The organism is Ensifer sp. ENS07, from assembly GCF_014852185.1.
Classification (GTDB): domain Bacteria; phylum Pseudomonadota; class Alphaproteobacteria; order Rhizobiales; family Rhizobiaceae; genus Ensifer; species Ensifer adhaerens.
This window is the reverse complement of record NZ_JACVBE010000005.1, coordinates 347619-364209: the sequence shown is the minus strand read 5'-3', so window position 1 is coordinate 364209 and position 16591 is coordinate 347619. Positions and strand designations below refer to the sequence as shown.

General features: G+C 63.6%; 17 protein-coding genes. 8 read left to right on the top strand and 9 right to left on the bottom strand.

Annotation, left to right across the window (positions count from 1 at the left end; translation table 11 throughout):
• Positions 1 to 171 precede the first annotated feature (171 nt).
• Positions 172 to 2832: a TIGR02302 family protein gene (locus IB277_RS18995; RefSeq protein ID WP_090299887.1), complete on the top strand. Its 2661-nt coding sequence runs from the start codon at positions 172 to 174 to the stop codon at positions 2830 to 2832.
• Between the two features lie 118 nt (positions 2833 to 2950).
• Here the strand turns inward: IB277_RS18995 and IB277_RS18990 are convergent, their stop codons facing one another.
• The 3 genes from IB277_RS18990 to IB277_RS18980 all read right to left on the bottom strand — a co-directional run bounded on the left by IB277_RS18990 (position 2951) and on the right by IB277_RS18980 (position 4811).
• On the bottom strand, positions 2951 to 3310 hold the full coding sequence (locus IB277_RS18990) for a response regulator (protein ID WP_034806737.1): 360 nt from the start codon (positions 3308 to 3310) through the stop codon (positions 2951 to 2953).
• 222 nt (positions 3311 to 3532) lie between these two features.
• Positions 3533 to 4078, bottom strand: coding sequence for a hypoxanthine phosphoribosyltransferase (gene hpt, locus IB277_RS18985; RefSeq protein ID WP_034806612.1), 546 nt, complete (start codon positions 4076 to 4078; stop codon positions 3533 to 3535).
• Positions 4079 to 4142: 64 nt separating this feature from the next.
• Positions 4143 to 4811, bottom strand: a complete 669-nt coding sequence (locus tag IB277_RS18980) for a hypothetical protein (protein WP_060518649.1) — start codon at positions 4809 to 4811, stop codon at positions 4143 to 4145.
• A 307-nt stretch (positions 4812 to 5118) separates the two neighbouring features.
• On the opposite strand from IB277_RS18980, the gene ftsE reads away from it, so the two are divergent.
• From ftsE to IB277_RS18960, 4 genes are all read left to right on the top strand, one after another.
• Positions 5119 to 5778 (top strand): cell division ATP-binding protein FtsE, encoded by a 660-nt coding sequence (gene ftsE, locus IB277_RS18975; RefSeq protein WP_034806610.1) that lies wholly within the window; start codon positions 5119 to 5121, stop codon positions 5776 to 5778.
• Positions 5771 to 6793, top strand: coding sequence for an ABC transporter permease (locus IB277_RS18970; RefSeq protein ID WP_162731776.1), 1023 nt, complete (start codon positions 5771 to 5773; stop codon positions 6791 to 6793). Before ftsE ends, IB277_RS18970 begins: the two co-directional genes overlap by 8 nt.
• Positions 6794 to 6890: 97 nt before the next feature.
• Positions 6891 to 7589 (top strand): YdcF family protein, encoded by a 699-nt coding sequence (locus IB277_RS18965; protein ID WP_060581207.1) that lies wholly within the window; start codon positions 6891 to 6893, stop codon positions 7587 to 7589.
• A 135-nt stretch (positions 7590 to 7724) separates the two neighbouring features.
• Positions 7725 to 8516: a 1-acyl-sn-glycerol-3-phosphate acyltransferase gene (locus IB277_RS18960; protein WP_060605800.1), complete on the top strand. Its 792-nt coding sequence runs from the start codon at positions 7725 to 7727 to the stop codon at positions 8514 to 8516.
• A 4-nt stretch (positions 8517 to 8520) separates the two neighbouring features.
• On the opposite strand, the gene IB277_RS18955 is transcribed toward IB277_RS18960, so the two are convergent.
• Positions 8521 to 9072 carry a gamma-glutamylcyclotransferase gene (locus IB277_RS18955; protein WP_060518502.1) on the bottom strand — a complete coding sequence of 184 codons (552 nt, stop codon included), beginning with the start codon at positions 9070 to 9072 and terminating at the stop codon, positions 8521 to 8523.
• Positions 9073 to 9274: 202 nt separating this feature from the next.
• On the opposite strand from IB277_RS18955, the gene IB277_RS18950 reads away from it, so the two are divergent.
• On the top strand, positions 9275 to 10285 hold the full coding sequence (locus tag IB277_RS18950) for a DUF2125 domain-containing protein (RefSeq protein ID WP_090299891.1): 1011 nt from the start codon (positions 9275 to 9277) through the stop codon (positions 10283 to 10285).
• Positions 10286 to 10347: 62 nt separating this feature from the next.
• On the opposite strand, the gene IB277_RS18945 is transcribed toward IB277_RS18950, so the two are convergent.
• The 3 genes from IB277_RS18945 to IB277_RS18935 form a co-directional block, all read right to left on the bottom strand.
• Positions 10348 to 11271 carry a prephenate/arogenate dehydrogenase family protein gene (locus tag IB277_RS18945; protein ID WP_034806590.1) on the bottom strand — a complete coding sequence of 308 codons (924 nt, stop codon included), beginning with the start codon at positions 11269 to 11271 and terminating at the stop codon, positions 10348 to 10350.
• Positions 11271 to 12377, bottom strand: coding sequence for a histidinol-phosphate transaminase (hisC, locus tag IB277_RS18940; protein WP_034806587.1), 1107 nt, complete (start codon positions 12375 to 12377; stop codon positions 11271 to 11273). The genes IB277_RS18945 and hisC overlap by 1 nt, the downstream gene beginning before the upstream one ends.
• Before the next feature lie 146 nt (positions 12378 to 12523).
• Positions 12524 to 13288: a class I SAM-dependent methyltransferase gene (locus IB277_RS18935; protein ID WP_089044490.1), complete on the bottom strand. Its 765-nt coding sequence runs from the start codon at positions 13286 to 13288 to the stop codon at positions 12524 to 12526.
• Between the two features lie 81 nt (positions 13289 to 13369).
• Between IB277_RS18935 and gloB the strand changes: the two genes are divergently transcribed.
• The gene (gene gloB, locus IB277_RS18930) at positions 13370 to 14140 is read left to right on the top strand and encodes a hydroxyacylglutathione hydrolase (protein WP_090299893.1); all 771 of its coding nucleotides are present in this window, start codon (positions 13370 to 13372) and stop codon (positions 14138 to 14140) included.
• Positions 14140 to 14577 carry a cupin domain-containing protein gene (locus IB277_RS18925; protein WP_060518510.1) on the top strand — a complete coding sequence of 146 codons (438 nt, stop codon included), beginning with the start codon at positions 14140 to 14142 and terminating at the stop codon, positions 14575 to 14577. Before gloB ends, IB277_RS18925 begins: the two co-directional genes overlap by 1 nt.
• Before the next feature lie 12 nt (positions 14578 to 14589).
• Here the strand turns inward: IB277_RS18925 and IB277_RS18920 are convergent, their stop codons facing one another.
• Positions 14590 to 15480 carry a DMT family transporter gene (locus tag IB277_RS18920; protein ID WP_089044491.1) on the bottom strand — a complete coding sequence of 297 codons (891 nt, stop codon included), beginning with the start codon at positions 15478 to 15480 and terminating at the stop codon, positions 14590 to 14592.
• A 97-nt stretch (positions 15481 to 15577) separates the two neighbouring features.
• Positions 15578 to 16354 (bottom strand): DUF3108 domain-containing protein, encoded by a 777-nt coding sequence (locus IB277_RS18915; protein ID WP_034806574.1) that lies wholly within the window; start codon positions 16352 to 16354, stop codon positions 15578 to 15580.
• Positions 16355 to 16591 lie beyond the last annotated feature (237 nt).

Here is a 16591-nt window from a genome sequence, read left to right as displayed (position 1 = left end):
GCCGCCCGGCCGATCACGATTGTGTTTGCGCCCTCGTCTTCGCCACAAACGATGGTATCCTGAACGCAAGCGGGATAGGCGAAGTTGCGTGCATTTTTGAGCTCGGCCGTCGCCTCACTACATTGGGTCAGCCACAAGCGTTGATGGGCGACCGAAAGGAAACTTGGGCGGATGACGCAATTCCGGCAGGATGAAACGCCACAACCGAAGCCGTTTTCGAGAACTCTGGCGCTGAAGAGATGGCTGGCGCGCGCGGTGCTGGTCGCCGAGCAGGTCCTGCCGCGTATCCTTCTGCCCGGTGCGATCGCCCTTCTGTTTCTTGCCTTCGCCTGGCTCGGCTTCTTTCGCGCTGCACCTTTCTGGCTGCATGCGGTGGCGCTCTTTGCCTTTGCGCTAACCTTCCTCGCCTCTCTCGTACCGCTCAGCCGGTTGCGGCTTCCCGGTAATGCCGATGCCGATCGCATGCTCGAAGAGCGCAATGCGCTGCCGCATCAGGCCATCCGCGTCCAGGACGATCGCCCCGCGACCGACACCCCTCTGGGCGAGGCGCTCTGGCGCGAACACCAGGCGCGCATGGCACGCATGATCGGCACCCTCGAGACTGGCCTGCCGCGGCCCGATATCGCCAGGCACGATCCCTTCGCGCTCAGGGCCGTGCCTGTGCTGCTCGCTTGCGTCGCCTTTGCCTATTCCTATTCCAACCGCGCCGGATTGCTGAGCGATGCGTTCCGGCTGCCGCAGACGTCGATCGAAGCTGCCAATATCCGCGTCGATGCCTGGGTAACGCCGCCGCCCTATACCGGGCGGGCGCCAATCTTTCTGACGGGCAAGCCGGAAGCCGCCGCTGCCGTGAATGAAGACGCCGCGGCGATCACCATCCCGCAGTTCAGCGACATCACCGTACGGATCACCGGCGCCGGTGCGGACGCGCCAGTGCGCTACGCGGAAACCGGCGGGAGCAAACCGATCGCCATTCCGGTGGCCGGCGAAAAGGCCGAGGAAAAGCAGAGCAAGCCGAAAGTGGACGATGCCGGCCCGAAGGTCGCCGAAATGGTTGCAACGGAGCCGGCACGCAGTCCGAATGCCGTGCGCAACCACGTCTACAAGGTCGTCAAGGATGGCGAACTTATCGTCGGCAGCCAGCGCTGGGCGTTCAAGATCACCCCGGACGGCGTGCCTCAGATCGCCTTTGACGGAATCCCCCATCCGACCATCAACGCGGCGCTCGAAATCACGTTTACGGCCAACGACGATTACGGCATCGCCCAGGCCTGGGCGGAGATCAAGCCGCTCGACGAACCGGCAGAAGGGGCCCGCGCGCTCTATCCGCTACCGGAATACCGGCTCGATCTGCCGCGCCGTAACGCGCGCGAGGCAAAGGGCACGACCAGCCGAAACCTCAGCGAGCATCCGCTCGCCGGCAAGCGGGTAGCGGTGACGCTCGTCGCCCGGGATGCTGCCGGACAGGAAGGCCGCAGCCCGCCGCACGACATGATCCTGCCTGCCCGCCAGTTCTCGCAGCCGCTCGCCGGCGCCGTCGCCGAACAGCGTCAGGTTTTCGCGCTCAATGCCAACGACCTGCCGCGCGCCATCGACCTCAACGACGCCGTCACCTCGCTTGCCGAGGACTGGATCCCGAACCTCACTCATTTCCTGCTGTTGAAATCGGCGCGCACCCGGATGGCGCTCGCCTATAACGACGACATGTTGCGCGATGCCGCCGGATACCTCTGGGAGATCGCGCTCGGCATCGAGGACGGCGACCTGTCGCTTGCCGAGCGCCGCCTGCGCGAAGCCCAGCAGGCGCTGTCGGACGCCTTGGAGCGCAACGCTTCGGACCAGGAAATCGCCAAGCTGATGCAGGAACTGCGCCAGGCGATGCAGGAATACATGCAGGCGCTCGCCGAGCAGGCGATGAAAAATCCACGCATGACCGGCAAGCTCGACCCGAACAACATCCTGCGCCAGCAGGACCTCGAGAAGATGATGAACCAGATCGAGAATCTGGCGCGCTCGGGCGCGCGCGATCAGGCACAGCAGATGCTCTCGGAACTGCAGCGCATGATGAACAACCTGCAGGCTGGCCGCAGCCAGCAGCAGATGGGCGAACAGAACGACGCCATGCGCCAGCAGATGGACAAGCTCGGCAAGCTGATGCAGCAACAGCAGCAGTTGATGGACGAGACCTTCAAGTTCGACCAGGCCCTGCGTGACCGGATGCAGCGGGGCGACCCGCTGCAGGGCGAAGACAACGAGCTCTTCGGTCAGGAAATGCCGCAGGACCCAGGTCAGCAGGGCGATCCGAATGGTCAGCCCAACCCGCTCGACAACATGACCGCCGAACAGCTCAAGGATGCACTGAAACAGCTGAAAGAGCAGCAGGACGCGCTCGGAAAACAGCTCGGTGAGCTGAACAAGGGCCTGGAAAGCATGGGCATCAAGCCCGGCAAGGGCTTCGGCGAAGCCAAGCGCGAAATGGACGGCGCTTCCGGCGCGCTCGGCAAGGGCCAGGGCGAACAAGCCGTCGGCAATCAGGGCCGCGCGCTACAGGCCCTGCGCCAAGGCGCCCAGGATATGATGAACCAGATGCAGGGCCAAGGTCAGGGCGGCCCTGGCATGGGTGTTCCGCAATACGGTCAAAACGGCCGCGATCCTTTGGGAAGGCGGCAACAGAATCTCGGCCCGAATTTCGGCGACCAGGTCAAGGTTCCAGACGAGATCGATTCTCAGCGCGCCCGACAAATCCTTGACGAGATTCGCCGCAGGCTGGGCGACAGCCTGTCGCCGGAGCAGGAGCGCCAGTACCTCGAACGCCTGCTCGACATGCGCTGAGCCGAGCGCCCGGCTGAGCCCTTTGCCTCATCACGGCAGAACATGACAACGGCTCCCGTCGCATCCAATCGATGCGCCGGGTCGCAGTCCTGTTGCTGTGGGCCGGCAGGTCTGGCCGTCAGGCGGCCAGCGCCAGCGCGACTGCCTTGCGGATATCGGGAAGGGAGAAGGGCTTGGAGATGACGTCGACGATCTTGTCGGTGAGATCGTCAGCCCGCTCGCGCTGCTCGGCATAGCCGGTCATCAGCAGGATCTTCATGGCCGGAAAGGCCGCCGACGCCTGGTGCGTCAGCTCGATGCCGTCCATCACGGGCATACGGATATCGGAGAGGAGAAGGTCGAACGCCTCGGCCTCCAGGCAGGCAAGGCCATCGGCCCCATCGCCCGCTTCGACCGTCTCGTGGCCGTCGAGCCTCAGGGCCCGCGCAACGAAGGAACGCAATGCATCCTCGTCCTCGGTAATCAGGATCTTCGCCATCATGGCCTCCGCGTTCGCTTCCGAGTCCGGCGTTCACGCCGGCACCCGCACCTGATCCAAAAGTACAGCGGGCGTGGATCATCGGGAGACACACTGGCGCTGCAGCGCCGCCGATCCCCGTCGAGAATCACTGCGGCACGCACCAAAACAACCAGTTTTTCGTTTGTGTTCCGTAAACGCCGAACGACTGGATTTCAGGGCGCATGCCCCAAATCGAGACATTTACTCGGCGTCGCCGGTGACAACACCGACAAAAGGCAGCTCGCGGAAGGCATAGGCGACGTCCATGCCGTAGCCGACGACGAAGTGATCGGGGCATTCGAAGCCGACATAATCCGCCTCGAGTTCGACCTTGCGCTTGACCCGCTTGTCGAGCAGCACGGCGATCGTGACGTTGCGGGCGCCGCGCTCGTACATCAGTTCCTTGGCGAAACGCAGCGTGCGGCCGGATTCGAGAATGTCGTCGATCAGCAGAACGTCGCGCCCATGCACGTCGCTGTCGATATCCTTGGTGATCTTGACGCCCTGCGAAACGGTGCCGGTGCCGTAGCTCGACAGCGTGATGAACTCGACTTCCGGTGCCAGACCGGCCGTATGCATCGAGCGGATCAGATCGGCCGCGAAGATGAACGATCCCTTGAGCACCGCGATCACCAGCAGATCCTTGTGCGGGCCGTTGACGATCATTCCGGCGAGCTCGCTGTTGCGGGCAGCGATGGTTTCGGCCGTATAGAGAGGTTCGATATTCTTACCGCGAACAACGGGCATCAAGGCTTCTCCAGCGTTTCATCCGGAAGACCTTAAGCCTTCCCTTTGGCGCCGCTTAGCACAATCAGCGGGCCGAAACACCGTTTTCGGCGAAGGAAACCGTCACATCCGGCATTTTTCCACCCGCATAGGGCAGTCTCGTCATGAAATGACGGCTCTCACCGGGCGCGACGGCAGCACCCTCGGGCATCACCCGTGTCGTCGTGACCTTGCGCCCGTTGGCGGCAATCTCCACCACGACGAGCGGCAATCGCTGCTCGATATCGGAGCGATTGTCGATCGAACCATAGACGGACAGCACACGCATGCCGCCGGAGTAGTCGAGCCCACTCTTGATCCCCGATATCGTCAGCGGCTGGACGTCGGCCTGTCCATCGCCGGCAAAGCCGACGATCGCCAGGAAGGAAGCAAGCGCAACGCCCGCGACCATCCCGGCAAAGCGGCGTGCCGGCATGTCGCGCAGCCGCGTCTCGGCAAGACGCAACAATCGAGCGCCGAGCGACGGCTCCTGCTCCACGACCGTCAGCGTCGGCCGCCTGCGGCTGCCCGTTTGTGCATTGTCGTTGAAAACAGGATAGGGCGTGCGGCGCGACGAAGCGGATATCACCTCGAATTCCGCATCCACATAGTCGGCGCGCCTCGGCGCTGAAGCCCCGTCGCGTCCGCCGCGCTCGGGCGGCAGGAAATCTGTATCGGCGTTGTTGCTGGCGGATTTGGTCCGGAATGCCTGCATGATCATTTCCTCCTGTCCCGCAAGAGAACACGGCCGCAGGCGGCCAGTTTGTCTGCGAAACCCTCGGGCAATGCCAAGCCTCATGCGGTGCAAGAACTAGGCATTGCATCAAATCTTTCCGACACGTAAACCGGAATGGTTAATGTTTCGGAAAGACGTCGCGAAAGCGGCGCCTTTTCATGAAAAATTAACCGTCACTTAACCATGATTCCGCTGGCGGTTTTGCCTTTCTTGGCTGGTCGTCCTATGCGCGGAGGACCGGAACCGGCCGTCGGTTGCAGGGCCGTGAGAGAGACTGGGCTGCCGCTTGATTCACTTTGAGAACGTCGGACTGCGCTATGGCATGGGACCGGAAATCCTCCGGGACCTGACCTTCGACATTCCACGCCGTTCATTCCAGTTCCTGACGGGTCCGTCGGGCGCCGGCAAGACCACGTTGCTGCGGCTTCTTTTCCTCTCGCTGCAGCCGACACGCGGCCTGATCCGGATGTTCGACCGCAACATTTCGTCGATCCCGCGCGAAGAATTCCCGATGCTGCGCCGGCGCGTCGGCATCGTCTTCCAGGACTTTCGCCTGCTCGATCATCTCACCACCTACGAGAACGTCGCGCTGCCGTTGCGCGTGCGCGGCAAGGAGGAGACGAGCTACCGTGCAGACGTGCTGGAGCTTTTGAAATGGGTGGGTCTCGGCGAGCGCATCAACGTGCTGCCACCGGTCCTTTCCGGCGGTGAAAAACAGCGCGCCGCCATCGCTCGGGCGCTGATCGACCGGCCGGAGATCCTGCTTGCCGACGAGCCGACCGGCAACGTCGATCCGCCGATGGCAAGGCGCCTGCTCAATCTTTTCCTCGAGCTCAACCGGCTCGGCACGGCGGTCGTGATCGCCACCCACGATCTGTCGCTGATGGACCAGGTGGAGGCGCGGCGCATGATCCTTTCGCAAGGGCGGCTCGACATCTATGAGTGACAGCCGCACGAAACACCAAAAGGATGTGCCCGAACAGGCACCGGAGGCACAACAGCGCCGGACGGAAATGCGCGTGCGCCCGACCGGCCCGATCGTGCCGTCGAGCAATGTGTCGGGCCATGCGCTGATGTGCGTCATCGCCATCATGTCGTTCCTCGCCTGCCTGACGCTCGGCGGCGTCAGCATGGTGCGAGCCACGGCCCAGAGCTGGCAATCGCAGATCTCCCGCGAGATCACCATCCAGATCAAGCCCGACGACAATCTCGACATGGAAAAGGCGCTGGCGGATGCCCGCGACCTGGCGCTGACCTTCAGTGGCACGACGGACGGCAAGATCGTCGACCGGGCCGCCACCGCCCGCCTGCTCGAACCCTGGCTCGGCGAAGGCCTCGATCTTGACGAATTGCCCGTGCCGCGCCTCGTCATCATCACCATCGACGAAAGCAACCCGCCGGACTTTGCGGCCATGCGCAAGGCGCTGACAGAAATAATCCCGCAGGCTTTCCTCGATGACCATCGCACCTGGGTCGACCGGCTGGTCGCCATGGCCAACACCACGGCCATGATCGGCACCGGCGTGCTGACCTTGGTCTTTTCCGCCATGGTGCTGACAGTGGTCTTCGCAACGCGCGGCGCGCTGTCGGGCAATCGCCATATCGTCGAGGTGCTGCATTTCGTCGGTGCCGAAGCCGGCTTCGTCGCGTCGGAATTCCAGAAGCACTTCCTCAGGATCAGCCTCAAGGGCGCCGGCGCCGGCGGTCTGCTCGCAGCACTTTTCTTTGCGATCGCGGGTTTCTGGCAGTCACGGACCTTGGCGACCCCCGAGACAGACCAGGCCACCGCCCTCTTCGGTACCTTCACCATCGGCTATGGTGGCTATCTCGGCATTGCCGCGATCATCGTCGTCATCGCCATCCTGACGACCGTTACGGCGCGGCTGACGGTTACCCGCACGATCTACGAAATCGACCTCATCCGCTCGGACCCCGGCCGTACCGACCTCTACCAAAGCTGAGCCGCCTGATGTTTCGCCGCCACTCGATCTATTCCTTGCCGCAATCTGCGGCTATGTGAAGAGAATCATGATGGCGCGAGAGCTACGCGGGAACGGAATGGCCGGAGGAGATAAATGGCACGGGCAAGCCGACGATCGCCGGCGGTCCCGCAGTCTCCTGCGCAAAATCCTCCGCCGAACCTTCTTCGTCCTGCTCCTGCCGCTGGCAATCCTGATCGCCGCCTTCCTGAACTTTGCCGACACGGTCGCCTCCCTGCAGCCGCCGGGTCATCCGAAGGCCGATGCGATCGTGGTCCTGACCGGCGGTTTCCAGCGCATCGACCAGGCGGTCGATCTTCTGAAGGGTGGCGCCGGCAAGCGCCTGCTGATCTCCGGGGTTCACCCAACGACCACAGGCAGCCAGATCCGCCGCAACACCCAGAGCTCGGCCGACCTTTTCAAGTGCTGCGTCGACATCGGCCATGAGGCGATCGATACCATCGGAAATGCCACGGAAGCGGCGCAATGGATCCATGATCGCGGCTATGCGAGCGTGCTCGTCGTCACCAACAACTATCACATGCCGCGCAGCCTCCTGGAACTGCGCCGCGCCCGGCCGGAAACGGAGTTCATCCCCTACCCGGTCGTCAACTCCGATCTGAAGACCACAAACTGGCTGCGCAATCCGATGGTGCTGAAGTCGATCCTTCTGGAATTCGGCAAGTATACGGTGGCTTCGATACGCGACTTCGCCGGCGCCCGCCCGACCAGCGGCCTGCGCACCGACGCATCGCGCGCGACGCCCGCCGAAGAATAAGGGCCGGCAGGAACAGCCTTCGCCACTGCAAAGTGAAACAGAGCAGTTTTCCTTCAGCACTTAATCGTGTAGGCAGCGATCAACCGGCTCAAAGACGCCGGTCCCCTTGAGACCTCGCCTGTGAGAGCGTGCCTGATGATCGTCTTGCGTTCGATCCTTTTCAACATGGTGTTCTACGCCAATCTGATCGTGCAGATGATCGTGCTGACCCCGATCTACTTCCTGCTGCCGCGCAAGAAGGCGTGGTTCGTGCCGAAGAACTGGGTACGCAGCAACCACTGGCTCATGGAAAAGATGGTCGGCACGACCTTCGAGATCGAAGGCTTGGAGAATATCCCCGAGGTTCCCTATATCTTCGCTCCCAAACACCAGTCCTTCTGGGATGCCTATGCGCTGCTCCCCTGGCTCAGCGATCCCTTTTATATCCTGAAGCGCGAGCTCACCTGGATCCCGCTCTTCGGCTGGTATGTGCTCAAGCAACGCATGGTTCCGGTAAATCGCGCGGCCCGCGGCAAGGCGATGACCGGCGTGATGGACCGCACCAAGCAGGAAATGGCAACCGGCCGCGAGCTCATCATCTACCCGGAAGGCACGCGTCGCCCGCCGGGCGCTCCGCCGGAATACAAATACGGCATCGCCCGCCTCTACCGCGACCTCAGCGTGCCGGTGGTGCCGGTCGCCATGCATCCCGGCCTCTTCTGGCCGCGCCGCAAGTTCCTGCGCTTTCCCGGCCACTTCAAGGTTCGCATCCTGCCGCCCATCGAGGCCGGCATGGACCCGGACGCTTTCCTGGCGAAGCTCGTCGAGGTAACCGAGAGGGCGAGCGACGAGTTGCTCGTCGAAACCGTGAAGGCCAATCCGCACCTGCCACTGCCGCCGACCGCCGAGCAGCGGCTGAAGGAACTGAAGGCAGAAGGCCGGGCCTGAGCCTTCAGGCCCGGGCTGAACGCGGCGCCTGCCGCAGCAATCCGACCACCTCTTCCAGCCAGTGATCGCGGATGCCCATCTCCTTGAGATGGGCGAGCGTGTTGAACACGTATTCGCTGTTCGGCCCGGATTTTCCCGTCGAAACCGCGACGATTCCGGCCGCCTCCGTGGTGGTCAGCGAGCCCGCATACTGGACGTGGGCGCGGTCGATGACGTAGGCGAGCGCCGGAACGCGTCGGCCGTCGGCAAGCAGCACCGGCATGGTGCGTTCCTTGTAGACGTGGGTCACCAGTTCACGCTCGCGCAGATAATCGACGACATCCGCCTGCTGCCCGCGCTGGACGCGAAACGCCGTCCCGATGCAGGAGCCGCCGCGGTCGAGCCCAAGCACCAGCCCCGGCCGCTGTTCGGTGCCACGGTGAACCCAGGAATGCACGCAGAGTGAGCGGCGAAAACCGAAGGCACGTGCCGTGAGCTTCTCCTCGAAGGCAAAGCCCGGGTTCCACATCAGCGAGCCGTAGCCAAAGACCCAAAATTCGTCCATATCCACTGTCATTCAACCCGCGCTGCTGTTCTCACTGCCGAATCACGATCGGTCGCGTGGGACGGTGAGCCATTTTCGGTTTCTACGGCACAGCATCCCGGCACGAAAGAGACAAGGTCGTCCTCCTGCGGCCGAAGGAAAGAATAGTTTTGCGGATCGATGGCGCCACCCGAAAGGCAGCCTCCATCCTGTTTTGAGTGAGGTACCCCCGCCCATGTCGGCCACCGCAGTCTCCAACCCATCGCCGGTCAGCCGGAAATTCCGCTGGCTCCTGGCAGGCATCGTGCTTGTCACAGGCGTTTATTCGGCCGGCTGGTTTCTCGCCGCCGACCAGATCGAGAAGCGGTTTGCGACCCGCCTCGCTGAAGGACAGGCGGCCGGCCTCGGCGGCGAATGCACCAACATGGACGTGCGCGGCTTCCCGTTCCGCATCGGCCTCTTCTGCGACAAGGTCCATCTGGACGACACCCGCAACGGCACCTCGGCCTCGTTCGGAGCGCTGAGGACCGCTGCCCAGGTCTACCAGCCGGGCCATGCGGTGATCGAGCTTGACGGCCCGGCCGAGATCCGGGCTTCCCCCGGCCTCAACATCTTCGCCGACTGGACGTTGCTGCATGCGAGCGTGCGCGCGACCCTGTCCGGCGTTGACCGCACGTCGCTAACCTACGACAACCTGACGGGCCGGTTGCGATTGCCGCTTGAAGGCGACGGATTTGGCTTCGGCGCCAGCCACGGCGAATTGCACCTGCGCCAGAACGGCGCGGATCTCGACGCCGCCTTGAGCGTCGACAAACTGGACGTTCGGCCCGAGGAAGGCCCGAGCCTCGCACCGCCGGCGACCGTCGCCGCCGACCTGACCTTCACCGACCGGGCCGGATGGATGACAACCCCGCCGACGCCTGAGATGTTTCGCGGCAGCAAGGGCGAGCTGCGACAGCTCACCCTCGACCTCGGCTCAGGCATGAACGCCAAGCTTTCCGGGCCGTTCTCGGTCAATGATCAGGGACTGATTTCTGGCGAGTTCTCGCTGACGATGACCAATATCGAGGCCTGGCGCGCCAATCTGGTCACCCTGATCCCGGATGATGCCAACCTCGTCGACAACACCGCCAACATGCTGAAGGCTCTCGCCAACGGCAAGAACGAGGCGACCGTGAAGCTCAACGTGCGCGACGGCACGGCATTCCTCGCCTTCATCCCGATCGGCGTCCTGCCGACCCTCTAGGCTACGATCATACGCCTCATAGGAAGGAAGACCGCTCCACGGTCTTCCTTGATCTGCTCAGGCTATTTCTGATCCATGGCATGGCGACCGAAGTCCGGCATCGCCGTGTCCTGGCCGGCCTGAATGATCGAGCGGCGAATGGCCCGGGTGCGGGTAAAGAGATCGAACAGCTTGTCGCCGTCGCCCCAGCGGATCGCCCGCTGGAGGTAGGCGAGATCTTCCGAAAACCGCGCCAGCATCTCCAGGATCGCATCCTTGTTATGCAGGCAGACGTCGCGCCACATGGTCGGGTCGGATGCCGCCAGACGCGTGAAGTCGCGGAAGCCCGAAGCCGAATATTTAATGACTTCGGATTCGGTAACGGTCTCGAGATCATCAGCCGTGCCGACGATGTTGTAGGCGATGATGTGCGGCAGGTGCGAAACGATTGCCAGCACCTTGTCGTGGTGTTCGGCGTCCATCTCCTCGACCATCGAGCCGAGCGTCTCCCAGAAAAGCCGCAGCCGCGCCACCGCTTCCTCATCCGCGCCAGGGGGCGGCGTCAGGATGCACCAGCGGCCGCGGAAGAGGCCGACGAAGCCGGCATCCGGGCCGGAATGCTCGGTACCGGCGATCGGGTGCCCCGGCACGAAATGCACGTTCTCGGGCAAGTGCGGCGCCATCTGTGCGATCACCGAACCCTTGGTCGAACCAACGTCGGTGACGATGGCGCCTGGCTTCAGATGGGCTGAGATCTCGGCGGCAACGGCACCGGACGCGCCGACCGGCACCGAGACGATAACGAGATCCGCGTCGCGAACGGCGTCGGCGGCCGACAGCGTATAGCGATCGCCGAGCCCGAGTTCCTGCGTCCGCTTCAGCGTCGCCTCGCTGCGCGTGGAGACCACGAGCGTGCCGGCGAGTTGCTTCTCGCGGATTTCGCGCGCGATCGACGAGCCGATCAGACCAATGCCGATGAGGGCGATCGTTTCAAACTGCTGAGCCATTATTTCCGTCCCATGAATTCGGTCAGCGCCGCGATGACGCCCTCGTTGGCTTCCGCGGAGCCGATGGTCATGCGCAACGCATTCGGGAAGCCGTAGCTGCGGACTGCCCTGAGGATATAGCCGCGGCGGGTCAGGAACTCATCGGCCTCCTCCGCCCGCTTGCCGGCCTCGTCGGGGAAATGGATCAGCACGAAATTCGTGACCGACGGCGTGATGCGGAGCCCGATCGCCTCGAGCGCTTCGGCAACGCGGGCAAGCCAGGTGAGATTGTGATCGACCGCCGTTGCGACGAAAGCCTGATCGCGGATCGCCGCCGCACCCGCCGCAATGGAAGGCGCACTGAGATTGAACGGCCCGCGGACACGGTCGACCGCGTCGATCACTTCCGGCGGCGCATACATCCAGCCGATGCGCAGGCCGGCAAGACCATAGATCTTCGAGAAGGTGCGGGTCATTACCACGTTGCGGCTGGCCGAGACGAGCTCAAGACCGGCGGCATAGTCGTTGCGGCGCACATATTCGGCATAGGCGGCGTCGAGCACCAGGAGCACGCCCTCGGGCAGGCCCGCATGCAGCCGGCGGACTTCGTCGACCGGGATATAGGTGCCGGTCGGATTGGCGGGATTGGCGAGAAAGACCATCTTGGTCCGCTCGGTGACCGCGGAAAGGATGGCGTCCACATCGACGCGCGCATCCTTTTCCTCGACGGTTACGGGCGTCGCACCGGCCGCCAGGATCTGGATCTTGTAGACAAGGAAACCGTGCTCGGTGATGATGCCTTCGTCGCCGGGGCCGAGATAGGTGTGGCACAGCAACCCGAGCAATTCGTCCGAGCCGTTGCCGCACATGATGTTTGCCGGATTGAGCCCGTGAACGGCCCCGATCGCCTCCCGCAGCGCCCGCGCCTGGCCGTCCGGATAGCGCTCCAGATTGAAGGCCATCGCCTGGAAGGCTTCTATCGCCTTCGGGCTGGCACCGAGCGGCGTTTCGTTCGACGAGAGCTTATGCACCTTGGCGACACCCGGCGCATGCTCCTTGCCTGGCACATAGGCGGCAATGTCAAGGATGCCGGGACGCGGCTCAGGGCTCTTCGAAGCAAGGCTCATCGGGTCAGCTTTCTATGGCCATCAAGGTGCCACAGCGACCTTTGTCGCGCCTTGGGAGGCGCGGGGCGCTATAGGCAGGAAAAGAGGTCAAGCCATTACCGGCGCAAGCGGCTTTTGTCGAGGGTCCGCCGCCTGTACGCAGCGCCTTATCGGGTGAGGCGTGGCCGTTCGCGTGTGCTCGGCACGCCCTGCGGCGCCAACACCGGCACGAAGACACGGCGGGACGCACGCGCTGCAACCGGTAGCCCCTGGTAAAGCCGCTTCTGCGCCTCGACGACGATGACGCCTGAGAACACTGGCCAGAGCCAGCGGCCGAGCCGCTCAAAGCCTCGGCGCAGCCGCAGGATCGCCCGGAGCTTCGACGGCGGGAAGAACAGCGCGTCGGCCGTAGCCCCCGGCGTGAAGTTGGTCTCGCGCAACAGCGCCGTCAGCTGCCCGCGCGAATAGGGTCGGCCGGAGCCGAAGGGCGTATGCTCCATGCGTGCCCAGACGCCGCGTCGATTGGGCACGACGATCACGAGCCGGCCGCCCGGCGCCAGCACCCGCCAGATCTCCTTCATCGTCTCGCGCGGACTTTCGGCAAATTCCAGCGAATGCACCATCAGCACCCGGTCGATCGATGCGTCCGGCAGCGGCAATTCCTCGTCGAACACCAGCGCCGTCGAGGAAAGCTCGGCAACCGGCCAGTTCACCGCGCCCTGGCCCGCAGGCATGAAGGCGAAGGTGCGCTCCGTGTCCTTGCGGAACCGCTCGAGATAGGGAACGGCATAGCCGAGGCCGACCAGCCGCTCGTCCGGCAGCCGCGCCCAGACGGACGAAAGCGCCATGGTGACGGATTGCTCCGCCATCCGGCCAAGCTCGGAGTGATAGAATTCGCGAAGGTCGACAATATCGGTATGCATTCGCAACATGTTAGCTTCGAAGCGGTAGACTTCAAGGTAAGGCTCGCTACATTCGGCAGCATCTCCCCTCTCCTGACCGGAGGACCTGCCATGGCCGCGCTCGAACTCGATCTTTTCCTCTGCCGCACCGACAATTTCGGCGTGCTGATCCACGACCCCGAAAGCGGCCTGACCGCCTCGATCGACGCGCCCGAGGAGCCGCCAATCCTGGAGGCGCTGGAACGCCGCGGCTGGACGCTTACCCATATTCTCACGACGCACCATCATGGCGACCACGTCGCGGCCAATGACGCGTTGAAAGCCCGCTTCGGCGCCATCATCATCGGTCCGTTCAACGAGGCCGCGAAAATTCCGGGCCTCGACAAGACGGTGCGTCATGGCGAACGCTTCGAGTTTGCGGGCCGCAACGTCGAGGTGATCGAAACACCCGGCCATACCGCCGGCCATATCTGCTTCCATTTTCCACAGGACAAGCTGCTCTTTGCCGCCGACACGCTTTTTGCGCTCGGCTGCGGCCGTCTGTTCGAGGGGACGCCGGCGACCATGTGGCAGTCTCTCAGCCGGCTGATGGCCTTGCCGGACGACACGACCGTCTATTTCGGCCACGAATACACGCTCTCCAATGCCCGCTTCGCGGTCACGGTCGATCCCGACAATGCCGAACTCAAGGCGCGCGCTGCCGAGATCGAGGAAATCCGCTGCGACGGCGGCTTCACCGCGCCGACGACAATCGGCCTGGAGAAGCGTACGAACCCGTTCCTGCGCGCCGCCGATCCCGGCATTCGCGCCCATCTCGGCCTGCGAGATGCCGACGATGCCGCGGTCTTTGCGGAAATCCGCAAGCGGAAGGATAACTTCTGATGGCTGAAGCACAGACGGCGGAAGAGGTCATCGAGGCGCTCGGCCTCACACGCCATCCGGAGGGCGGCTGGTACATCGAGACCTTCCGTGACACGGCCGGCGGCCCGCGGGGTCATTCGACGGCGATCTATTATCTGCTTGAGCGTGGCGACCGTTCGCACTGGCACCGCGTCCGCGACGCCGTCGAGATCTGGCACTACCACGCCGGCGCGCCACTCGAACTCAGCATTGCCGAGGACGGGAAGCCCGCCGAGACGTTGCGGCTTGGGCCCGACATCCGGGACGGTGAGCGGCCGCAGGGCGTGGTGCCGGCCAACTGGTGGCAGTCGGCTGCCTCGCTCGGCGATTGGACGCTGGTCGGCTGCACGGTCGCGCCGGCCTTCGATTTTGCCGCCTTCGAGATGGCAGCCCCCGACTGGCAGCCGCCAACCCGATAGCGATCTTTCGGACTATTCCGCCGGCTGGGTGGCCGCGGCATCCTTGCGCAAGATCAGATCCTGGGCGGCGAGCACCGCCCCGCCGGTGACGAACAGGCAGGCAAGCGCTATGCGCCAGGATGGCTCGGCAAAGCCGAAGAGGATCAGGATCAGCGTCGAGAGCACCGGTGCTGCATAGCTCGAAACGCCGAGAAGCTGGATGTCGCCGTTCTTCACCCCGAAGTCCCAGGCATAGAAGGCCGCCCCCACCGGCAAGAGGCCGAGGCCCGCGACCGCCAGCCACTCGAAGGTCGTCGCCGGCCAGACCGTCGTTTCGAGCGCGAGATGGCAGACGAAGGACAGGATCGAGGTGGCAAGGCAGAAGCCGGTGACCACATCGGTCGAAACCGCCTCGAAGCGGCGTGTGATCAGCGAATAACCCGACCAGGTAAAGGCGCAGAGGAAGGCCGCGCCATAGCCGATGAGATAGGCATCGTCGAAGGCGACGCCGTTGCGCGCGACGATCAGGATCGTGCCGACGAGGCCCGCAAGCGCGCCGGCGATGTGATACCAGCGCAGCCGCTCCCCCGGCAGCAGTGCCGAACCGACAACGATCAAGAGCGGCCAGAGATAGGCGATCAGCCCGGCCTCCACCGCCGGCGCATTGCGCAGCGCCGTGAAGTAGAGGAAGTGATAGCCGAAGAGGCCGGCAATGCCCGTGATCCAGACCTTCGCCGGCTGCTTGAGCAGCGCCAGGCGCTCCGGTTTTGCCACAAGCACCGCAAGGCCGGGCAGGCTGCCGATCAGGAAACAGATTGCCGAAAGCTGGAACGGCGGCATCTTGCCCGATGCCGCCGTGAACAGCGCGAGCAGCGACCACATCAGGATGGCCGAAAAACCGATCAGAGTTGCCTTGAGTTTCATAGTCGTCCCCGGGCGCGATTTCTCTCAACGGAAACCTGCGCCGTCAAAATCACGGTGCTTGCTGGTATTTAACCTTTTAGTTGCACGCGATCGCGCGTCAACCACCAAATCGCGTCGCCGAGACCGTGACCGGCCCGAGCTTGGTGGGGATGCGGACATAGACGGGGGCATAGACATTCATGGTCTCAGCCTTGGCGAACCAGATTTCCATCGTCTGCAGTCGCCGCAGATATTCGACGTCCTCGCGGCCCTTCTTGTAGCCGGCCTTCGGCACGAAGCGGATGCCGCAGACGATCACCTCGCCTTCGAAGCCCTTCGTCTTGAAAGGCCTGGTGCCCTTCGGCGAAAGCTTGATGTCGAGCCGCGACTCGCCGTCGAAAATCGGCAGGGTGTTGGGGCAGACGCGCGCTTGCGCCGGAATGATCAGCCCCGAAAGCGGATCGAGAACGTTGCGCATGTCGCGCGAGGTGACCGGCACCCAGTTCTTCGGCAAAGGCGTGCGCTTCGGCGTCATGCTCGCATGCACGACATTGCCGTTGCGGTAGGTAACGCTGATCGCCCGGCTCTTCGAGCCGCTGCGATAGGACATCGAATATTGCGACGCGCGCAGGTAATCCTTGTCGACAACGCCGGAAACCTGTGTCTGGCCCGACGTGCGGCTGAGGATATCGAGCAGGCCCGCCGATTTCAGCGTCCCCGATATCGTGTAGCGATTCTTCTGAACCTCGGTGTGGAATGAGGCGCGCGCCACCGGCAGACCGGACAGCGAGATGCTGTAATCCGTCAGATGCTCGGCATCGGCGGCCGATGATGCTGTGGAAAACAAGACCGCCGAAAGCAGCATTGCCCCGCGAAAGCCATTTCGCAACTTCATGCCTTTAGGAATCCATCACTTGAACATCGCCGCAATACCCTGAAATGCAGGGTGTTTACGGCTTTTCTGCGCCATTTCGCTGTCGCCGGCTACGCGGTCGGTCCAATCACGGAACCAAACCGTCGTGTGTCCTCGGTCAAGAAATAGCGCATAGCAAAACCGCTTGGAATGGGTCTCACGCACCATTATTGTTGCCCGGATAGCGCTTCGCATGGGCAGATCGGCCGGGAAAAACCG